The sequence below is a fragment of the Chitinophaga varians genome, assembly GCF_014529945.1.
Classification (GTDB): domain Bacteria; phylum Bacteroidota; class Bacteroidia; order Chitinophagales; family Chitinophagaceae; genus Chitinophaga; species Chitinophaga varians.
On sequence record NZ_JACVFB010000001.1, the window covers coordinates 1,415,025 to 1,435,339 of the forward strand.

The following is a 20,315-nucleotide window of genomic DNA, read 5'->3' on the forward strand; positions in this document are numbered from 1 at the left end:
AGTTGTAATCTAGCTGCTGTATTTATTATATATAATATTTGTTAATTCGTTTGTTTTGAATAAAATTTTTCGTAAAGATCATTGGTTGTGATACTGAGTTTGTTCTGCTGGTGGTTTTCTGGTTTTAGAAGATTTTTCATGGCATGAATCATCAAATTGGTAACAATAGTCTTTAGATCCCAAAACAGCAATAGGATTAAATATTTTTTTGATCCAAAGGCGAAATAATCCATAATTCTGAAATGAATGCCACCGTGAGCAACCTCGTTTCTGATCTTAAAAGCAACCTTCAATTTCAAATCAATTTCCTGTGCATCTTTAAGTGTGTCGCCGCAAAGTATAGATGCCGTAGTTCTAATAAATTCAGCACTTGCCTGATCTGGAAAAAAACTTTCGAGTGTGAACATTAAATCAAGAAAATTGTCTATTTCTATACGATCTGAGCGCAGTGCTTTTAAGTAACTATGTATCGTCCATAATTCTTTATGCCAAACATTCGCCAAGATGTCCAGGGTGCCAGCCAAAGTTATGGTGTTACTGCTCTCGATTAATACCGGATGAGTGATAATATCAGAATGAGCGTCGCTATAGTATCTGCCATTATCATTTTCAAAAACAATTAGCCCACTTGACTGTTGAAATCCTGTTTCAACACCAGAGTTTCTGGTGGGATGTACTAGATGAAGCGCTGTCAAAAAAAATGAGGCCATTTCGTTGGCCAATGTTTGGCACTCCAGATAAATCATTTGAAAGTCTTCATCTAAACTAAATATACGCTCAGGATCAAACTCATTCTCCTTTTTACAGTTTGTCATTAAGGGAATATCACTTTCATATTCTATCGTCACAATAACAAGGCTTTTTGCTGTTCGTAGGTTACCCCTCTCAACTATGTATTGTAGGTCAGAATCTATGTTTCCTAGTAAATCTGTGAGGATAGTATGGCTGTGGTTATGTACTCTGAAATGTACCCCATTATGAGGAATTAACTTGATTTTTATTGAACTAAACTTAGCCAGATTTTCAGGGGTTAGCCCAACTTGACTATCATAAGCGATTTTTCTTTTCCAAAATTCATTCGCTTTAAATGTATTCAAGCATTCTGTGAGATCGTATTCAACGTGTTGCTGATCTCGAGACATTAGATGTGCGGGAAGGGCCCAGTAAAATTTATTTAGCATTAATCAAAACGTATTATTACTTCTAATCTAAGAATTATTGGTAATAATTCGATAGAGATGTGGATTATATATGATTATGGCAATATCAATTCACCTTAGATGAGAATGGTTATAAGAGAATCTATCTAAAGAGACCTTCGGTATAATTTAAACTTACCAAGTCTGGTTCTTTTTGTATCCTACCTATCTAGAAGTGGTTGGTTAACAATTCGTTAACATCTTCTTCTTGTCCGATATATTTTATTGCAAACCCTGTTGATACTTAGCGTATCACAACCCCAGACCCCGATCATGTGATTTATGAAAGACCATTACGCAACCAAATCCATACTCGCGCACATTTTAAAACCAATAATATGCAGCAGTATTACCCATTATCCTTTTTTGAAAAATTTATTCACGTTGACCTGCAACAAGCGTCAACCGAACAAAAACACCCTGACGAACCGTTCTACACACAAGCTATTAAAGACATCATCAACGAAAAAAACAAAATCCTGGAATGCACCGGCAACTATCTGTACGACCTCCGAAAGGAGAAGCAGATAGAATGGTTCATACAAGAAAGCCAGCGACAGCTGGTCACACTGATGACCAGCGTAGCCAAAAGCCTGCCGGCAGAAAGTCTTTTCGATGACGCCAAGCCCACAGTAAAGAACACCTGGTCAAACCTTTACAAAATCCTCTACCTCCATCTGGCTGAATTACTGACACACCTTGAACAAAAATTTGAACGGTACCTCGACATTAACTGCAAAGTTCCTCCATCCTATCTGTTAAAAGCCCAGTCGAAATTCCGGGAAGACGTAGGGCTGTTGAAAGCCGGCTTCTTATCTTCCGGCGTAGACGAGCAGTTGCAAAATGTTGTATTCATGCCCTTTCTGGAACTAACAAAGAGCATCCATACAAGTTCCCCGATCACCTACCAGCAGCTGCACTATCTAACAGAAATGAATAAACGGTTATTTCAATTACTCGATGTCAGTGGAGAGCAGGCCGTATTTCCGCAAATGCTGCATGAGCTGTTGCTGTTTATCAATTTCAACAACGTACACTATTTTGAATACTGGTGCATTATGATCACCGAAGAACTGACCACTTTTCCCACCTTCCGGGAAAAGTTGGAACGGCTGATGTTTCTTCAGAAGAAGATTAGCCAGGCCACCCAGAAACCTGCGTTTGTATTCAATTCCCAACGTCCTCCGCTTCAGCATAAAATGCAATCGTGGCTGGCAGAAGAAATTGTTTACCACAAGGAAATCAACGCCACATCAGGTGTAGCACACCTCCCGGAGGAGTTAAGCCGCTGGAAAGACTTTAAGGTGCAAACCAATTTTTCAGTTCCGCAAATCGGCCATATTCTAAAGTTGTTGCTGGATAGCGGTATTTATGTAAACAAGAATAGGGCTGAAGTCCTGGACTTCTTTTCGTACTTCTTCACCTCCGTTAAGCAGGATAGTATTTCTCCCAGCAGTCTCCGGAACAATTTCTACAACGACAATGCTGCCGTGTCTAAGTCTGTACGCGATCTACTCATGAAGCTAATCAATCAGTCGCATAAAGGGTTAAACGTGGTTGCTTGCCTGATAGCCGATTATTTCCTGCAGCAGTTCCGAATTTACCTGTCATGCGCCGATTCTAATATTGTAAAAATAATTATATCAAATTTTTAATTTTGATTATCAAATAGTTACAAGGGGTTGTGAAACCCCTGTAACTATTCTTGCGTGAGTAATAATTTTTCTTTTGCTGCCATAACAAACAAACCCAAACCATATGGCAGCAGAAATCCTTACCCGCGAAGATCTGGCGATCTTCAAAACAGAATTATTCCGGGAACTACGGGAACTCGTCAACGCTCCGGCTCTCCAACCCAAAAAATGGCTTAAAACTTATGAAGTCCGCGACATGCTGGACATCTCTCCCGGCACTCTTCAAAACATGCGTATCAACGGTACACTGTCCTTCACCAAAATAGGCGGCTTAATCTTCTACGACTACGACGATATTCTCCAACTGATGGAAGGTACCCGAAAAACCGTCAAGCGTTCTTGATGCCGACGCTAGCAGCTCATACCAACTACATCAAACATCTCAATGTTTTCTTCGCACAGGTGCGGAAAGAAACCCGCTTACAGGCCAATCATGTAAGCCTGTACCTGGCATTGTTTCAGGTCTGGAACTATCACCGTTTCCAGAATCCCTTTCCCATCTTGCGCGAAGAAGTCATGAGCCTTTCCTGCATCGGCTCCCGGAGTACCTATGTACGTTGCCTGAAGCACCTGGACCATTGTCGTTACATCATCTACGCGCAGGCACGGCAGGCTTATGCTGCCAGCTACGTATCCATCATTCCCCTGGCCGATTTCATCGCAGATCCTCACCCTGAACAGCTATTTCTGTTTCAGGACCCTAAAGCCGCTTCTATGAGGCCCAAAAGTGAGCCACATGACCTGCTCAAAACTGGGACACTTTAATAAACATATAAACAATAATAAACGTGGGGGAGAAAACAGGCTCCCGCCCCCAACAAAAAAAAATAAAAATGAAACTGAAAACCTCCTGGACGATCCGGGTGCACCCGGTGCGGAAAATCCACCGGGCGCCCCGCGGATTCTTCCCTCGCTTTCCGAGGTGCAGGAACTCTTTGCCACCTGCAGCTACCCGGAAGCAGAAGCCGGCAAATTTTTCCACCACTACCAGGCCAACGGCTGGCGGCAGGGCGGCAAAACGTTAATCACCGACTGGCAGGCCGCCGCCCATAAATGGATACTCAATATTCACCCACCCAAACCTGAGCATCATGACAAACATACCAGATCATCAACCGGGGCAGGAAGGCTCCACACCAATGAACACAAAAGCTACTCAGAGCCCCTATGATTACTACCAGCTCTTCCAGCAGCTGGAAGCACATGGAAAGAATATCTACGGTCCCCAGTTCTGGCTCGATGATGTGGACCGGCCGGTGGTGGTTAAACTATTGGCCTACTTCCTGCAGGACGAAGCAATTGCCGCTGCGGAAGGGATCGACCTGCATAAGGGCATACTCCTTACTGGTAAGATTGGATGCGGTAAAACCTCCCTTATGACGCTCATGAGAGCCCTGACGCCAGAGTCGTACCGGCCGCATATGGTATCCTGCCGGCAGATTAGTTTTGAATTCAGCAAAATAGGGTACGACATCATCAGCCGGTATAGTACTAACGCCTTTTTTCCGTATACCAATGTGCCGCGGCTGCACTGCTTTGATGACCTGGGCGTAGAGCAGCCGGTGAACTACTGGGGGAATAACTGTAATGTGATGGGGGAGATTTTACTTTCGCGGTATGATTTGTTAATCTCCAGTAAGATGCTTACCCATGTGACAACGAATCTGAACAGCCAAGAGCTGAAGGAAATGTATGGGAATAGGCTGCGGAGTAGGATGCGGGCGATGTTCAACCTGATTGCGTTTGATGCCAGCTCCATAGATAAAAGACGGTAAAGCATCCTGAAAAATATTATGTATCCTGCGTTCATTACTTTTGTCGGCACAGGCGTTACTGGAACCCGCCTACATCTTCATTCGAACATTGTTCCCAAGGAGTATTGAGTTTTATAATATGTAATTTATGTATTATATGTGTAAAATGTGTATCTGCTATGTAACTGGAAGCCATTATCATGAAAAATTGACTTCACTTCACTAATAGGCTGAGTTGATGAGAATAGGCCGTTGTGGAGGTCGAGATGGCCCAACAGAAAATATGCACATGATCAGTAGTTATTGGTAATAAATATTTATATTGTGTTAGTTGTTTTAAAGTTGCGTTTATTCTAGTGTAGCCAAGTAACAAAAGCAAACCCCTGTTGTTGTAAGCAAATGTCTGATAATTATTTTATTGACGTATTTCGAAAATTCCATCAGAGCGTACATATGGAAATATTGCTATCTCGGGAATCGGCTCGTAATTTAGCTACAACAATGGAATATTATGAAGGATTTTTAAAAGATATATTTAGTGCGCTTTTGTCCTATGACAGTGAGAGAGCTGCTGTGTTAGGATTTCAATTGCCAGCCATCGTTTCCTCCTGGGAGCAAATCAGGGTTTTGGTTAATAGTCAAAAAATATCTTCAAAACCGTTTAGTAACCGTCCTACAAGTGGTACAGCCATTAGGAAATGGCTTACGGGCGAATTTCCGATTCTAGATGCCATTAGCAAAGGAGATAATGTTTTCGATCTAAACTATGCCACCCTGACAGAGGTATTAGTCGATTTGCGTCATGACATTACCCACCGAGACCGAACTCTCGGATCAAAATCGATTGCTAAACTCACGCTGATTAAACAGTATCTCTCAGTAGAAGAAATTGCGTCCGATTATCTTTTGATCCCAACTGAAAAACAAGTAAAATTTGTCTTGGATAAATTGTTAGAATGCGCGTTTGCATTTGCGAAGACGTTATCTATCCAATATAAACTATCGTATGCAAAACATACTTATTCGAACAAGCCCGAGATAATGCTTCGTGAAGGCAGATGGTCGGGCTTTAGAGAATAATCTCACTCAAATTATTTTAGAATGACGCTGCTACTACCCATAAAAGCCTTATATATGAGGCAGCTAATGCTAGTGTGCTTTTCTGTTTGGTCTTTGATGCATATAGATGTAAATCCTAGTTGGAGGTCGCTTATTAGGAGACGCCCAACGTCATAGTAGAAGTAGAATATGATTTTATCTCTTTTGTTACTTGAACTCGTAAGAATTTATATTATAACCTATAATAATTCTCATTATGATTGATCATCGTTCTCTTGGCTTTAAGGGGCAATCACCAGTTGCAGTACTACAGAATAATTTCCTCCATGAATTTGAGAACCTTTTTCCCGGATTTAAAGAATATGCCAAGGAGCTTATCGGTAAAGGAGAAATTGATCCGGAAATTACCTATGATGCAATGGATACTCGCGTTAAAAGCCCTTTTGCAATGGATACACATATATATGTAACTGAGGGCCTAGCTTCCTTTATCTGGTGTATGGCCTATAGCTTGATGGTTTTTCATCATGAGATAACGGTAAAACTGGGCAAAAACAATTATTTAGGTAATCAGAATGAACAGCCGGACAAAGAACTAGTAAAGCAAGGGTTAGATTTATTTGACTACGCTATGCTAATAAAGAATGAAAATAAAGATTGGGATCTAAAACTGCCCAATCCGGCTTACTATCCCGAAAATCAACAGGACCTTATTGAAAAAGTCAATGCAGTCTGTGTTAATGCCATGAAATTCGTAATTGGCCATGAGTTTGCTCATATAGAACTTCAACACACCAAAGCTAATGCTCCTATGAGTCGGAAGGATGGCATTGCTCTAAGTATAAATCAAGAAAAAGAGGCAGATGCTCGGGCACTTGAATTGGTCCTAAGAGGAACAACTCCTTCTGGCAAGGATACCTTGGAGCTTGGGATCTTAGTCGGACTATTTAGCATTTTGATGCTTCAGGAAAGCAATAAATCAGAAGGTTACCCCGATACCGATGATAGACTTGGTGTTTATCTGGAAAATTTAAAAATAGATGATGATCACTACTTATGGGCAGTAGCTGTCCAAGGTTATAAGCTTTGGGATCTTCATTATGGCAAAAACATGGTATGGCCAAGTGATCGACCCAATTATAAGGCAGTGTATTTCGCTATTAGAGAGCAACTTAAGAAAGATGCTTAGTTCATCTTGCGGATTTTCCAGCATGTGCCCATTAACAAGAGGAATGGCTGGACAATTATTCAATTGTTGTCCTATTAGCAAGAATAATAGGCGGATATCTTTACTTTTTGAAGAAGAGGGTACTAAAAATTGATATTGCTGATGAATTTTATTTATGAGGTGCTTATCAAATCATCATCTGGTGATTTTGAAAAGTTGAGGGAGATTCAAATTGAAGAGAAAGTTTTCCTAAGAAATTTAAGAGGTAAGCAGAGTGGCAAGAGAAACATTTTGTCGGACGTTAAAACTTGTCGATGAATTGCCAGATAAGTAAGATTGAATATATACGCTAAAGACAATCAAAATTTAAATTACACTTATTTTCCAAACATGGTCAGGTCAGAAAAACACCATTATCTACCACAATTCTACTTGAATGGGTTTACTAATGAAAATGGCACATTTTCAATTTATGATTGTCAGAGAAAGAAAATATCTCCAAAGAACTTTTATCCCAAGTCAAAATTCTATGACAATAGAAATCTTATAGAATTCAATGGTGTGATAACTGATATTCCAGAAACGATGTATAGTTATATGGATGATAGGCATAAAGGTTTGCTAAAGAAAATACAAGCTAGCACAAGTGTACCAGATCTAACCATTGACGAAAAGTTGCATTTGCAAGAGTTTGTTTCAACAGTTTTCTGGAGACTTCCAGGGAATGACGAATACTATATGAGAAAGTATTTCAGCGATCCCGATTTTACAAAAAATATGGCAATTCGTAATTCCCAAACAGGTGTAGTTGATGAGGAAAAAACAAAAGAAATTATTAATTCCGATTACTTCGCAAGAAGTATTAAACCTTTCATATCTACGATACAAATGATGCAGAGCCGAAATAACCTCGATTTAGAAAACTGGCAGCTTGTATACAACGGGCAGGGAAATAATATTTGTTCTGATAATCCTTTTCTTTTTAGAAAAGATAATCCGGAGAATATATTTGATAGTGAATTTATATTTCCATTATCGAAGCATCATTCGTTAATAAGGACATTTAGAAGAATAGAGCAGGCTGAAATGAATGCTGGAATCATGGCTTTAATTGAATTGCTACAATTTTCGCAGGCGAATATTTATTGCTGTTGTCCCGATAAAGGAAAACTTGAAAGGACTGAAAAGGAAGTAGCTAATCTTACCCTGGATAAAAGCGTGCTCTTTAAAGTAATATCGGATAAAAATTGTTTGAATGAGCTTGATAGGCTATCTAGAACTAGAAGATAGTTGAAAAGATTTATTGTAAATAACGATTGTGCTTAGTGAAATATGATAGGGTAAAAGACTATCAAGGGAAATAATAAATTTACAACAGTGTTAAACAAATATGTTAAATAGAAACTACAACCTCCACTCTCTCGGCTGGCATAGCTTTCAGAAACTATGTTTGAGTATTACGAGGGAGATTCTTGGGCAAACGGTTATTTCATTTCTCGATACAAAAGATGGTGGAAGAGATGGTGCTTTTTCAGGAATATGGACTCCCAAGGGCATGGAAACGATGAGTGGCAAATTTGTAATACAGTGTAAATTTACGGTACGGAAAGATAAAAATCTGACCTTATCTGATCTAAAAGATGAGTTAGAGAAGGTTGATCGGCTTGTTAAAATGAATATGTGTGATTGTTATGTGGTGATAACAAATTCCGGCGTTTCCGGCAGCACCGACGTAAAGATCATTCAGGAGTTGAAGAAACGAGGGGTTAAACACGCTGTCTGTTATGGATATACATGGATATGCGACCAGATACATGAAAATATGAAGCTAAGGACCGCTGTCCCCAGATTATACGGTCTTGGTGATTTAAGTCAGATTATTGATGAACGAGCATATTCGCAGGCGAGGGCGTTGCTTGCTTCAATGCAGGAAGATCTTGCAAAAATAGTTATCACCGAATCTTATCATAAGGCATCCAGGGCCTTAAGTGATCATGGCTTTGTACTCTTGATTGGAGAACCAGCGGCAGGAAAGACAACTATAGCCTCGATGCTGGCGATGTCTGCGCTCGATCAATGGTCTGCTCTTACCCTTAAGTTAGATACACCACAAAAAGTAATAGAACATTGGAATCCTGATAACCCTAACCAGCTTTTCTGGATCGACGACGCTTTTGGAGTTACCCAGTACGAGTCTTCTCTTGTTCATGCATGGAATCATGTTTTTGCCCAAGTAAAGACGATGATAAGCCAAGGCATAAAAGTGGTAATGACCTCGCGAGATTACATATATAATGCTGCCCGAAATGATTTGAAGGATAGCGCCTTTCCAATATTAAAAGAAAGCCAGGTTGTAATTGACGTTCATGATCTTAGCCTTAATGAAAAAAGGCAGATACTATACAATCATCTAAAGCTGGGCAGGCAACCTAACTCCTTTAAGAAGAAGATTAAACCCCTTCTTGATGATATTGCCTCGCACAAACGTTTTGTTCCTGAAACCGCCAGAAGGCTTTCTGATCCAGCTTTTACAAGGGGTCTTCAATTGGATTATTTCGAGCTTATGCATTTTGTGGAAAGCCAGGAGCAACATTTATTAAATACTATAGATGGGCTGGATTCTAATTGCAAGTCAGCGCTAGGACTGATTTATATGCGTAATAACAAACTGGAAAGTCCTATTGAACTCCAAGAGTCTGAGGAAACCGCTTTAAAGAGGTTGGGCAGCTCTTTAGCAGGTTGTACTTCTGCCCTGGCATCACTTAATGGTAGTATGGTTCATACTACTAGTAGTGATAGCGGGCCATTTTGGCAGTTTAAGCATCCCACCATCGGTGACGCCTATTCAAAGATATTGATTCGAAACCCGGAGCTAATGGAGATATACTTACAGGGTGGTAAGATAGAGCAACTATTTTCACAGTTGACTTGTGGTGATATAGGTTATGTTAATGCAATTGTTGTTCCCCCAAAGCTGTACCCTTTGCTTGTTAGCCGGTTGCAGTTATTTACAAAAAGTGGCACTTATAAAACTGAACACCTGTCCTTGTGGGACGCTAAACGACGGCTACTACGTTTCTTAACCTCACGCTGTAATAAAGATTTTTTAGTAGCATATATTGACAAAAATCCAAGTTTATTGAAGCAGGTAACCGAAATTGGTTTGTACCTTGATGCTTCCGCAGAGCTTGAGCTTGCGATCCGTTTATACAAGGAAGGTCTCTTACCGGAAAAGGAAAGAATAAAAATTATTGAAATTCTAACAGAATATTGCGTTACAGGTGATGATTTGAAAGCACTTGATGACCGGGATGAGGCTAGTGATCTCTTTACCCAAAGTGAGTATGATACGCTTCTCTCTAAGGTACGCAGTGGTTTAATACATCGTCTGGCGGACGTCCGCTCTGATTTTGAATCTAATTATGATAATAGTATGGATCCTGACGATTATATGGTTACCTTCAACCGGTCTCTAAATATTCTTGAGAGAGTTTTTTTAGGAGAGCCCGAAGTACTGGATGCCTGTAGTAACGAAAGGGTTCAAGTTAGAAACTGGATCGTTGAGGCGAACGAGGATTTAGAATCTTCTAGGCCAAAACGAAAGCTAGAGGATGCATCAAGCCCGATTGAACACACTGGTGAAAGAAGTATATTTGAGGACGTTGACGATTAAATGTGCACTAGTTTCATTTCTCAAAGTGTTATTTTAGTTGTCAAAGGGAGAGAGGAGAGATTCTTAGGAACCGCCACAGACAAACCTAGAGTGTTGGAAACGTGAACCAAATTTCGAATGGATTGAAAGCTAAGTAAAATGACTGAAAGCTAGGTGAGGAGTACTTTTGTCGGATCAAAGAAGCCGTATTTCCTTCCAGCAACCTCCTTATCTGCTTATGGAATTGTGAACCGGAATCAAGTTGCTTTTGACCGGCCTATTTCCTTTACTGTCGTGGATGTTGAACCTTTAATAGAGGTTAGGTAGCCTTGAACGTGATCAATTCCTCTCTGGTATAAAAAGCAACCGTTGAATTATGCCAGATCATTCTGTTAAGAATAACTATGAAATCAGATGTCAGCTTCGGATTCTTCCGGATTTCTTTGCCAAACTTAAAAAAGGCACGTTCGACGAAAAGATCACAAATTGGATGTTTCAGGAAGTCTGTGGAGAAAGACGATGTGCTCAATAACTCCTTAACCCAGGAAATGCCCACTGGCATGAGTGTCTGGTTACCTGCTGTCGTGACAAGTGTGATGACAGCTAACATTTCCTTCTGGCCATAATATTTAATTAATTCAGATAGTAGTTCTTCGCGACCTTCAAGTGGAGGCCAATGGGTAGTTGCCATTTTCCAATTCAAATTCAGCAGCATTGTCCTTCCATACTTCTGCTGTCCTGCATTCACATTTAGTTGGTGGAAGTGCTGCCACAAATGCCAGAAACGATTAATCACCTCCATATTTGCTTCTCCATCTATTGTATTTGCAAAGCCAGTAAGGATTTTATTGATGAAATCCTCTCTTGGAGGCTGAATGGGAATATGAGCAAAGCGAAGATTAGGCAGATAGGCATTGTACAGGAAGGCCATGACTTCTTCACCGAATGATACCGAAGCTCTCAATATCATTAAGGGGAATAAATCTATAATATGGCGGCGTTCATCCGAATAATTGTTACTGTTTCTTTCCTGAATATTGTCTTCCAATGCACCTATATGCAATTTTACATAGTAAAAACACAATCCCAACATTTGCGGATCCCTTGTTTCATATGGTATAATAATGAACGCGGAAAATAAATACCTGTTGGTTATATGAGTAAGTGGCAATCCCTCATATTCCAGTTTCGGGTACTGGTCCTCCAGCACGGACAAAATAAGGGCTGCTTTCATCTGCTCTGTTGGTACAGGGTTAGGTGTAGTATAACGATCATGTTGAGCAGAAAGTTGTTCAGCGGCATACGTGTAAGCTACCAGATAACTTACACATCGTTGTGCAAAAGGTTGATCCAGTTCCCAAAGGTTCTGACGGATGCTTTTTAACAATTGGTGAGCTTCATTATCGTAGAGCGGTGCCGTTAGTAAAGTTAAAATAAGGCATTTAACAAGTTTCTGCTCCGCTTCTTTTGGCCAGTACGCCAACAACCTGGGAAGGAATTCAAGTACAGGCAAAATTTCTAGAATATCAAATGAAGTTTCCGTCCTAATAAATCTCTCCCGGTTTTCTCTAGTGGAAATCAGGCTTTCTGCAAAACTAATTAGTGTTGTAAAACACCACTGCCTTTCCTCGGCAATAAGTTGAATGTCCAGTTCTCGTTGTCCTATTATCGCCAATTGGGCGGGAAGTGCAAAATAGCTCCTGCGTTCGCCAGATTCCATATACAACTTGTGAATAGAGCGCCATTCAGAAACAGTCATATCATCAACATCCTTTGCATACGCACTGCGGATACGGTTATTATATTGGACATATAGACTGTCTTTCTCTATTTTGCTTTTGCCTTCGTCCATAAAATCCTGTACTTCCTTGTCATAGGAAGGAGTAAGCCAAACAGTTTTGGTTGCCTCATCTTTTTCCAGCACATGGGTACGGATGTCTATTTCAGCGAGCGTTTTCCGCCAGATTATTCCATCAGTAGTCGTGAGGGCTGCCTTATGCCTGTCGAGGATAGCAAAGATCTCTTCCCTTATACTACCACCATTTGCCTGCAACCCAAAGATTAACCTACTAAACCCCTGAAGGTATTTCCTGTGTGGCAAATCGTCAGAAACTTTTCTTTCTTCATCGTATCGATCTGGAAGAAATAGGAAAGATTGTGGCAAATCGAAAATGGAACGTTCGTTTTCCCAGAGAATAATTTCCTTTGCACTGAAAAGCGGTAAAATAGATTTACCGACTGCTGCGGGGAATGCAAGGGCTACGCTGGCGAGTACGGCTGTAATGGCTATGGAATCACTTTCTCGCAGCAGCCAGCCAAAAATAGACTGAAAATTTTCTCTTGTGATAATGTCATCAGAAGCCGCTATTTCTAAAAGAAATTTTTCCAGAGCCATCAGCATACATTGCAGGAAAACAGGCGTACCATGCGCATTCCCACGGTACATCCTCCACCAGGTGAAATTCCCAAATTGTTTTTTAATAATATCTTCCTCGAAATGAAGCGTAATTTCTTCTAAGACTTCATGTTCGTCCAGACGGTTGGTGCGATAACTTGTTACTGTTTTATTGATTATTTGCAAGATGAGTTTAATCGTTTCAAAGGGATGATACTTGAGTAAATGATAGAATGGAGTATGGAGAGCGCTCGCCGTATAAATAGTCAACTCATACGGTAGATCTATCCCATACGCTTCTTCAGGCTCCCGTTCATAAGTGCTACTAAATCTGGAACTAGTATACCGGTGTCTTTCTACAGCCGGTGTCGTTACTGCCTGGATGAGCTCAATTACAACCATGGGCAGTACGATACAAAGACAGATATTGGATTTTTCATCATCATCAAACGCACACTTAATCACTTGCCGGTAAAAACTCAATGCCTGGAAATCGACAGGCCCGTCTGTACGGTTGCTTCCGACAATGGCTGTGCGCAGAAAATCAGCCAGCTCCTTCTTAACAGGCTCCACCAACTGGAATAGGGTTCGAATCCCTTGATCAATTAGGTCATCCAGATCACGACGATTCGTGTTTCCATTATATCCCCTAGGTTTCACCCTGTTGAGCAGGGCCAGTAATAGAAGGCCTGCTTCCCTTGATTCAGGTGGCAACACGAACCTCTCTGTTTGAATCAGCTTATTTGACCAGGCATTTATCAGTTGAAATACCGGATCAACAATCTTACCGGATGTCAGCACAACTTGGGAGTGGTGCTGGATAAACCTAATAGTGGCAGCCCATCCCGAACCGGTTACCATATAATTACCACAAGAGGTAAAACCGGTTACAGGGTCAAGACATGCAGTCCTGAGCAGATTAATTATGCGATGAAGCAATAAACCGTCATGAGCCAACAGTGCTTGTTCATTTCGGGTAAAAAACACTTCCGCCTGGTCACTTCTCAACAGCGATACCAGCGTTTCGTCCTTCCAGTAAGGTTCAATTGACTTTTCGGATATAATTGAATTTATAAAACTGTTGACCTCTTCGGGAGCCGTTTGAAGTTCATCAGTTAACCAGAGCCTGTAAGCCCTGCGTATCGCCGGCTCCGTTCCAATTGCAGCAAAAAAAACTTTCGGGTCGGTTTGTCCCTTAAAATGCCTTTTGATATATCGACAAAGCGCCCAGTCTTCCAATACATCATGCGCGGGTGTAAATCGCTCCTTTAATATGTCATTTTCTGAAATAATTATGTGGTCTTGCAAAAGACGCTTTAGTATATTCTCTTCTGCCTCGACAACGGTGAATAAGGACATTTCCTTTGCCCGTTTTACAGATATCGTTTCAAATACGCGTCCCCGTTCTTTTGTATCTGCTTCAATGACTTCCTCCCAGAGTATAGTTTTGAAATCGGAAAGGTTTACTTCCGGTTGCGCCTCAAACCTGGCTGCTGCCTTTACAGCATAATTAAGGTAAAACGGTATTCTTAAAAACGCGTTTAATTGTCTTTTTTGCAAAAGCTCGTGTATACCTGGATATGCTACCGTTACCTCTGCTAGTTCTTCATTAGATAGAGGTGTCACCTCATGAAGCAATCGTTTTGGGGGCAATTGTGCTGAGAAATGGAACAGAAACTGTTGATTTGCATAACTCCGCGAAGTGGCCATAATTCTGACGGATGGGTCACCAGCTGCCAGTTCTAAGAGGTCCGTAAATGCTCCTGTTTTGCTTGTTTCGATAATTTTCTCAATGCCATCAATCCAGAAGAGTTTTTCTGTCTGCGATAATGGACTATTGAGTAAATTTTTAATCTGAACGTCCAGGCCCATTTGAATTAATACTTCATCTATGCTATCATAACTAAACTGCTCCCCGTTAAACATGAAAAGGCGTACTCCGGATTGCTCATCGAGTTGCATGGCCACCTGTTTGGCCAGAGCAGACTTTCCAGCACCCGCATCTCCCTGTATTAGTAGGAAATGAGCTCCTGATAATTCCTTCGCTAATGTTTCGCCCTGTATTCGATTGATATGCAGGTTACCGATCTTGTCACGGATCTTAGCTTTCAGGATACGTTCATTTTTTTCCAGGAGCATTATGGCTTTTTTGATCGTCGGGTCAGTTTCCAACTGCACAAATGGAAGCAGTGCATGACCAGCCTCAGCAAGCAGTTCGTTTACTGCATTAAGCCGAATGCAGTAAAAATAGTTGACATTTGCATATTCCAGCACGATGCCCACCAGCTGTGTCATACCATCATCATGTAAAAAAACACCGCCGCCGGATATTCCCTGCATTGTCTCAGTTTCTTCCTGGTACCGAGTATCCAATTTTTCTGTAGACTGAATTTTAAAGCGGTAGGGACTACCTGCTTTATTCTCCTGGTGAATACATGCAATGGAAACATTTTCCTTGTTCTTTTCCAAGCTGGCATATCCGCGTATACTGCACGCCGCCTGTCTATGAATGTTGTCTACAAATTGCAGCTGTTCTGCTATGTTATAATTGATGGGCAACAGATCCGCTCGCAGGACCAGAATGCAGATATCTTCTGTTGGCTGTGAATAGAAAATGTAGTCACTGGCAGCTAATGTGACCGTTTGTAGTTCATTGTTTCCATCAACGATCTTGTCTACGACAAGATTCGCCGCCGGCTTATCAAATTTCTTTCCGGTAATGACATGTTTTGCAGTTGCGATACAGATAAATCCAAGGGTACCAGCTGGTAATATCACACCCGTACCAACCTGCCCATGGCAAGACAGCCGTACGGTTACACTTTGTTCTATTGCTGGTAAAGCTATACTCATTGGTCAAGCAGTTCAATTATTAGACAGGAAGTATCTGTAAAGTGACAGTTAAATGCATACTTATTTACGTCCTCATCAACGGAGAACATGTTCTTCAGTTCATCACTGTTATCATTAAAATAAAAGTTGACCGGCTCTTCCGTACGCTGGGCGCTTGTCAGTATCTGCGCCAGTGTCCATTTATTCGGTAGTTTGTGGGAGATGCCATTACCAAGCAGGATAAAGTTGTTACAAGATACGAGTTCCAGGAGGTGCGGTGAAAAATTCCTTCTGCTTCCATGATGTGATAGTTTGATATAATCTACTGACAGCTTATTCTCTTTTGAATACCCTAACTTCTGTAAACTCTCTATGATAACAGACGGGTGTGCATCGCCCAGTAATAATACACGGAATGAGCCTTTTTCCAGGAGGATTGCTATACTACTACCATTATACACATCTGTATCCTCTTCGAAGGGTTCTGCCTGCAGCTCCTCGATTGTTTTATTGTAGTCAGACAAATCTGCGGAAACCATTAGTTCGCTTTCATCCTCCGCCCAGGCGAGCTTGCTCGCATTGAGTTTTTGCCGGTTGGGGGAGAGAATCTTGATGTGCAAACCATGCCAGTCGTCTTCCACAGCACCTGCTACAATATCCTCCTCGGAGAGGTTACCCGTTTCTCTCAGGTAATCCCTGAGCGTCATGCCCTGCTCTGTAGAAAGTAAATTAGAAGGTAGTTTGTAGGGATAACTGCTCCAGTTAAACCAGAACTCCTTAATGAGCGCCTCTTTATTCCTAATTCCCGAGTCCCTTAAAAAAGCGATGACGCCACCTATGTGATCGCGGTCTGTATGGGTTATAATCCACCGGTCAATGACCTCGCCCTCTTCCTGTAACCACTTTATCTCCTTTCTGATGGTATCCCGGTAGGTACCTAGGTACCCACCATCAATAAATAAGTTAACTGCTCGTCCTTCATTTGTTACTGAACGGATTGTGATGGCATCACCACAGTTCACTTTCCAGCACTTTATTGTCATCTTCAATTGTATTTAATATCGTACATAGAAAAACTCCACATTATGTGAGGACATAGTAACAAAATTATTGTATGTATACAAAAAAAAGCTCATGCCTTCCTATTTTGTTATCCTGTTTTGGGGTCCCGGGGCACGCTTCATCTGAATTACGAAAGCATTATGCCGACTTGATAAATAGGTGTATGCTTTAGCTGCCTATTGCGAATTATTAAATATATCGACATTAATGCCATTATCCAATTTTGTTTGGTCCCCATTGATGATGTTCGAACTTGAAAGTAGGTCGGAATTTATTCCGTCCAGAACAAGATCGAATCTACAGATTAAATACTAATACAAATCATTAAAATAACATATCCCTATTAATAATTGGTATAAAGCTGGCTGGATAAAGGTCTCACTCCGGCGTCAGTCGGCAAAAAGGGCGCCAGTCCCTCGCTTGCCCCTTCCGCTTCGCTACAGGGGCTGCGCTCCGTCCTGTCACCCTTTTCGCGCTCCCTCCGCCTTCGTTCGGGCAGCTCCCGGTCTGGCTAAGGGCTGTTTTTACAATTGGCGGCCTTTATGCCCGCCATCCCTCCGCTGCCCATTTTGTCCGCCCCCCGCCCGCCACCCCCGGCCTTTCATTTTTGATTTTGCCGTCCGCTGGCGCTCCCGGCCAGACATAGGTCGAAGGCGCGGCCTGCTGCGGCTCGCCCTCGCTTGGCCCTTCCGCTGCGCTCCAGGGCCTGCGCTCTGGCTGCCGCCGCAGCGGCCGGGGGTGGAGGGGCGGCGGGGGCGGGGCGACAGTAATCCTATTTTAGCGGAAGATTATAGCTGCCCAACGTTTGTACTCTGATCAACAGCTGGGAGATGAACGGGGAGAATAAAACGGAGACCATAATGGGACAGCATTTAAATGAAAAAAGCGAAAAAGAAGAAAGCAAAAATACCCAGCACCAGGTGGATCTACCAAAAGACTACGGCATAAAGCTTTAGAATATATCCTCAGCATTTTATCCTGCACCAGCGATATCAAGCCATTGGAGGACATTACCCACGCATTTATTCCGTTTCCTTTTGGTAGATCCACCTGCGCTGGGTGCGAAGAGGGCTTTCTTTTTTTCCCTTTTTTCTTTTAAAAGCTGCCCCCGGGGGCGTTTGAACACCAACCTTTTAACCCCCTAAACACAACCATTATGTTTTACATTAAAAAGTTTGTTACCTACTGGGCTATCTACAATTATGCTAATGGCGCCAGCCGTTTACTCACCACACGCGAGCAGGAAGCCGTTGCCCGGGAGTTTCCTGAGTTGACCTGCCGGCAGGTAGTCATGGTGTACTTTGCAACCGTAAACAGCATAAAACTAATGCCGTAAACAGATAGGCCCGGGATCACCCCGGGCCTATCTGTTTACTTACTTTAAAAAAGCGGTTCTTTCACGCTCGGCAGCCTCCGGACCGCAGCGGTCCCCCCAATGGATCGGCCCCGGCCTCACCAAGACACAGCACCCCCGCACCTGGTTAAACGGGTGAATCATCATAAACAGAAGCCTACCGGCACAGCAAAATATTACTGATATGCCATATCGGCAAGCCTTTACTAATGCTGTTGTGAATTTGAGAAAAAGGAGGTGGGGGAGGGTTAACGCCTTTTTAGGGCTTTTTGTTCCAGGTGAAATTTTTCCCTGGCTTCTTTCAAGTCTTTCAACAATAAATCAGGATGGCCCCAATACTTCAGGCTCAACTCTTCCCTGATTTTCCTTACTTCAGCCACTGCGTCATACTTTTTACTTTTTTTCATGGTCATTTGGCTTTAAGATTTCACGCGGGGTCCTGATTTCAATTATGCGGTACCCCATACGCAAATTTATAGAATTATACAGTTTAATCCGGTCACGATTTACAATATGTTTAAAGTTCCAGCTGGCGAGGATATCAGCCCCGTGCAACGTGGCCAACGCGATGTGCAGTGCGTCATTATAACATTTATTGCTCAGGGCTCCTTCCGCAATATAGGTTTCTGCTAGTTTAATCGCTTTGGGGTGCCCTTTGATTTCAATCTTATAACGGTTCGGAATTTCCGTTAATTTGGCCTTTACTTCATCTTTCGCAGGGTCCAGCTCCATCATCACTATATCCGACAAAAGCAGCTTTTTTATACCTAATCTGAACTCATTAAGCAGCGCGTTGCTGTGTTCTTTAAATTCCTTATCAAAACAACCTCCAATAACTGAGGTGTCAGTATAAACATGAATCATAAAAATGGTTGGAGAGGTTAAAAACAATGTTGCATTCCCGGTTTGTATTCTGTTGGTGTAACTATTAGAATACGGTTTTCGCTGCCGGACTAAGTCGGCGATTTGCGGTGTTTCATTAAATATGTTTTGGGTTAACAGTTAAGTGCCGGGTGTCCTGCGGGCGGCGGTTCATGATACAGTCCGCCCTCAGTCACCTGGTGTTCAGATGGAGTTGTCCTATTTCTGCCAAAATGGTTTTTCAGGAGGCGCTTTGCGGGTAATTGTAATGATCAGTTTTCGGTTTTCAATAGCAATAGAGATGCTATCTCCAATGTCAAAGCCGGCTCGTTGTAGCCATATGCCGGATAGGTTTAACCATGGCACTTTTATCCAGTGACAGAGGCGTTCCGAACTTTTATAATGCAGTTTGGCTTTTCGTTCATTCGGCTGGTTTTTCATAAAGTTGATTAATTTCTACAAATATAACTAAAATGTAGATAATAGTAAACTTAAATGTTGTTCTTTGTAGATTTTTAGATCATTTTATTGTCATATAAAGTTGATAATAATCTACTTTTTCGGTTTGGTAGTTCATTCAGGCTGCTTACTTCATATTAAATTTTAAATCAGTAGTTTAGCGCGAAAATCATCCATTATGACGTTTGGTGAAAAAGTTACCATAGCCAGAAAACAAAAAAAGTTAACACAGACGGAGCTGGCCGATGCGACCGGCACATCGCGGGATATTATAGGGAAGTATGAACGCGATGAATCAAAACCCTCAATTGAAATAGCCGCCAGAATTGCGGAAGTCCTGGACAGTTCACTGGACTTTTTGATAAGAGATATTAACCGAGAAGACGCACTAGCAGAGAAAATCAAACAACTTTCACCGATCAATAGAGAATACGTTATGGCTGTAATTGAAGCATTTGAAGCTAAAGAGAAATTACAGGGCAAAAGGTAAAGGCTCCCGCTCGCGCGGAAGCCTTTACAACCAAACAAATCCCAAAGGTAACCACACCTTAGCCGGGAAACTATTTAACAGCGGTCTAACCGCCTTCCTTTGACACTGCTGTCTGGCTGACCCCACTCATAACAGTACCGGCAACAGCGATATAACCGGCAATTTTTACGATGATGGCAGGGATGGTAGGAATACCCATCAGGGCGCCGCTAATCGCTGTCAAGATCAAACCTATATTGCGCACCTTACTGAAAAAAGGTGGTGTCGATGCCGTGAGTCGTTGTGCAAGTTTCATACGCACAATTTTAGAGGTGAGGAAAAGCCGGCCCATACAGG

At 41.9% G+C, this 20,315-nt stretch carries 18 protein-coding genes; 11 read left to right on the forward strand and 7 right to left on the reverse strand.

Features of this window, described 5'->3' with window-relative positions; all coding sequences use genetic code 11:
- Positions 1–41: 41 nt before the first annotated feature.
- The gene (locus tag ICL55_RS05240) at positions 42–1,181 is read right to left on the reverse strand and encodes a hypothetical protein (RefSeq protein WP_188094983.1); all 1,140 of its coding nucleotides are present in this window, start codon (positions 1,179–1,181) and stop codon (positions 42–44) included.
- 356 nt (positions 1,182–1,537) lie between these two features.
- Between ICL55_RS05240 and ICL55_RS05245 the strand changes: the two genes are divergently transcribed.
- The 9 genes from ICL55_RS05245 (at position 1,538) to ICL55_RS05285 (ending at position 10,547) form a co-directional block, all read left to right on the forward strand.
- Positions 1,538–2,854, forward strand: coding sequence for a hypothetical protein (locus ICL55_RS05245; protein ID WP_188094984.1), 1,317 nt, complete (start codon positions 1,538–1,540; stop codon positions 2,852–2,854).
- A 103-nt stretch (positions 2,855–2,957) separates the two neighbouring features.
- Positions 2,958–3,236 (forward strand): helix-turn-helix domain-containing protein, encoded by a 279-nt coding sequence (locus ICL55_RS05250; protein WP_188094985.1) that lies wholly within the window; start codon positions 2,958–2,960, stop codon positions 3,234–3,236.
- The gene (locus ICL55_RS05255; protein WP_188094986.1) at positions 3,236–3,658 is read left to right on the forward strand and encodes a hypothetical protein; all 423 of its coding nucleotides are present in this window, start codon (positions 3,236–3,238) and stop codon (positions 3,656–3,658) included. The genes ICL55_RS05250 and ICL55_RS05255 overlap by 1 nt, the downstream gene beginning before the upstream one ends.
- Positions 3,630–4,064: a hypothetical protein gene (locus ICL55_RS05260; protein ID WP_188094987.1), complete on the forward strand. Its 435-nt coding sequence runs from the start codon at positions 3,630–3,632 to the stop codon at positions 4,062–4,064. The genes ICL55_RS05255 and ICL55_RS05260 overlap by 29 nt, the downstream gene beginning before the upstream one ends.
- Entirely contained in the window at positions 3,985–4,668 is a 684-nt protein-coding gene (locus ICL55_RS05265; RefSeq protein ID WP_223151313.1) for a P-loop NTPase family protein, read from the forward strand. Before ICL55_RS05260 ends, ICL55_RS05265 begins: the two co-directional genes overlap by 80 nt.
- Positions 4,669–5,100: 432 nt before the next feature.
- A complete protein-coding gene (locus ICL55_RS05270) occupies positions 5,101–5,727 on the forward strand; it encodes a hypothetical protein (RefSeq protein WP_188094988.1) in 627 nt (208 codons plus the stop codon).
- A 235-nt stretch (positions 5,728–5,962) separates the two neighbouring features.
- Entirely contained in the window at positions 5,963–6,895 is a 933-nt protein-coding gene (locus ICL55_RS05275) for a phage exclusion protein Lit family protein (protein ID WP_188094989.1), read from the forward strand.
- Positions 6,896–7,264: 369 nt separating this feature from the next.
- A complete protein-coding gene (locus ICL55_RS05280; RefSeq protein WP_188094990.1) occupies positions 7,265–8,164 on the forward strand; it encodes a DUF4238 domain-containing protein in 900 nt (299 codons plus the stop codon).
- 100 nt (positions 8,165–8,264) lie between these two features.
- Positions 8,265–10,547, forward strand: coding sequence for an nSTAND3 domain-containing NTPase (locus tag ICL55_RS05285; RefSeq protein ID WP_188094991.1), 2,283 nt, complete (start codon positions 8,265–8,267; stop codon positions 10,545–10,547).
- 298 nt (positions 10,548–10,845) lie between these two features.
- On the opposite strand, the gene ICL55_RS05290 is transcribed toward ICL55_RS05285, so the two are convergent.
- Positions 10,846–15,774, reverse strand: a complete 4,929-nt coding sequence (locus ICL55_RS05290; protein ID WP_188094992.1) for an NACHT domain-containing protein — start codon at positions 15,772–15,774, stop codon at positions 10,846–10,848.
- Entirely contained in the window at positions 15,771–16,796 is a 1,026-nt protein-coding gene (locus ICL55_RS05295; protein WP_188094993.1) for a ComEC/Rec2 family competence protein, read from the reverse strand. The genes ICL55_RS05290 and ICL55_RS05295 overlap by 4 nt, the downstream gene beginning before the upstream one ends.
- 1,175 nt (positions 16,797–17,971) lie before the next feature.
- Here ICL55_RS05295 and ICL55_RS05300 point away from each other — a divergent pair.
- Positions 17,972–18,151, forward strand: coding sequence for a hypothetical protein (locus ICL55_RS05300; protein ID WP_188094994.1), 180 nt, complete (start codon positions 17,972–17,974; stop codon positions 18,149–18,151).
- 266 nt (positions 18,152–18,417) lie between these two features.
- Here the strand turns inward: ICL55_RS05300 and ICL55_RS05305 are convergent, their stop codons facing one another.
- The 3 genes from ICL55_RS05305 to ICL55_RS05315 all read right to left on the reverse strand — a co-directional run bounded on the left by ICL55_RS05305 (position 18,418) and on the right by ICL55_RS05315 (position 19,471).
- Positions 18,418–18,576 carry a hypothetical protein gene (locus tag ICL55_RS05305; protein ID WP_168764094.1) on the reverse strand — a complete coding sequence of 53 codons (159 nt, stop codon included), beginning with the start codon at positions 18,574–18,576 and terminating at the stop codon, positions 18,418–18,420.
- Positions 18,563–19,033, reverse strand: coding sequence for a PIN domain-containing protein (locus ICL55_RS05310; protein ID WP_188094995.1), 471 nt, complete (start codon positions 19,031–19,033; stop codon positions 18,563–18,565). The genes ICL55_RS05305 and ICL55_RS05310 overlap by 14 nt, the downstream gene beginning before the upstream one ends.
- Positions 19,034–19,249: 216 nt before the next feature.
- Entirely contained in the window at positions 19,250–19,471 is a 222-nt protein-coding gene (locus ICL55_RS05315; RefSeq protein ID WP_145670806.1) for a SymE family type I addiction module toxin, read from the reverse strand.
- Between the two features lie 196 nt (positions 19,472–19,667).
- On the opposite strand from ICL55_RS05315, the gene ICL55_RS05320 reads away from it, so the two are divergent.
- Positions 19,668–19,979, forward strand: a complete 312-nt coding sequence (locus tag ICL55_RS05320; protein ID WP_145670805.1) for a helix-turn-helix domain-containing protein — start codon at positions 19,668–19,670, stop codon at positions 19,977–19,979.
- 85 nt (positions 19,980–20,064) lie between these two features.
- Here ICL55_RS05320 and ICL55_RS05325 read toward each other — a convergent pair whose 3' ends face one another.
- The gene (locus ICL55_RS05325) at positions 20,065–20,274 is read right to left on the reverse strand and encodes a hypothetical protein (RefSeq protein WP_188094996.1); all 210 of its coding nucleotides are present in this window, start codon (positions 20,272–20,274) and stop codon (positions 20,065–20,067) included.
- Between the last annotated feature and the right edge of the window lie 41 nt (positions 20,275–20,315).

Bases quoted from the DNA above. Each gene is read 5' to 3' on its own strand.
- ICL55_RS05240 (WP_188094983.1), bottom strand. From the start codon at position 1,181: ATGCTAAATAAATTTTACTGGGCCCTTCCCGCACATCTAATGTCTCGA.
- ICL55_RS05245 (WP_188094984.1), top strand. From the start codon at position 1,538: ATGCAGCAGTATTACCCATTATCCTTTTTTGAAAAATTTATTCACGTT.
- ICL55_RS05250 (WP_188094985.1), top strand. From the start codon at position 2,958: ATGGCAGCAGAAATCCTTACCCGCGAAGATCTGGCGATCTTCAAAACA.
- ICL55_RS05255 (WP_188094986.1), top strand. From the start codon at position 3,236: ATGCCGACGCTAGCAGCTCATACCAACTACATCAAACATCTCAATGTT.
- ICL55_RS05260 (WP_188094987.1), top strand. From the start codon at position 3,630: ATGACCTGCTCAAAACTGGGACACTTTAATAAACATATAAACAATAAT.
- ICL55_RS05265 (WP_223151313.1), top strand. From the start codon at position 3,985: ATGACAAACATACCAGATCATCAACCGGGGCAGGAAGGCTCCACACCA.
- ICL55_RS05270 (WP_188094988.1), top strand. From the start codon at position 5,101: ATGGAAATATTGCTATCTCGGGAATCGGCTCGTAATTTAGCTACAACA.
- ICL55_RS05275 (WP_188094989.1), top strand. From the start codon at position 5,963: ATGATTGATCATCGTTCTCTTGGCTTTAAGGGGCAATCACCAGTTGCA.
- ICL55_RS05280 (WP_188094990.1), top strand. From the start codon at position 7,265: ATGGTCAGGTCAGAAAAACACCATTATCTACCACAATTCTACTTGAAT.
- ICL55_RS05285 (WP_188094991.1), top strand. From the start codon at position 8,265: ATGTTAAATAGAAACTACAACCTCCACTCTCTCGGCTGGCATAGCTTT.
- ICL55_RS05290 (WP_188094992.1), bottom strand. From the start codon at position 15,774: ATGAGTATAGCTTTACCAGCAATAGAACAAAGTGTAACCGTACGGCTG.
- ICL55_RS05295 (WP_188094993.1), bottom strand. From the start codon at position 16,796: ATGACAATAAAGTGCTGGAAAGTGAACTGTGGTGATGCCATCACAATC.
- ICL55_RS05300 (WP_188094994.1), top strand. From the start codon at position 17,972: ATGTTTTACATTAAAAAGTTTGTTACCTACTGGGCTATCTACAATTAT.
- ICL55_RS05305 (WP_168764094.1), bottom strand. From the start codon at position 18,576: ATGAAAAAAAGTAAAAAGTATGACGCAGTGGCTGAAGTAAGGAAAATC.
- ICL55_RS05310 (WP_188094995.1), bottom strand. From the start codon at position 19,033: ATGATTCATGTTTATACTGACACCTCAGTTATTGGAGGTTGTTTTGAT.
- ICL55_RS05315 (WP_145670806.1), bottom strand. From the start codon at position 19,471: ATGAAAAACCAGCCGAATGAACGAAAAGCCAAACTGCATTATAAAAGT.
- ICL55_RS05320 (WP_145670805.1), top strand. From the start codon at position 19,668: ATGACGTTTGGTGAAAAAGTTACCATAGCCAGAAAACAAAAAAAGTTA.
- ICL55_RS05325 (WP_188094996.1), bottom strand. From the start codon at position 20,274: ATGAAACTTGCACAACGACTCACGGCATCGACACCACCTTTTTTCAGT.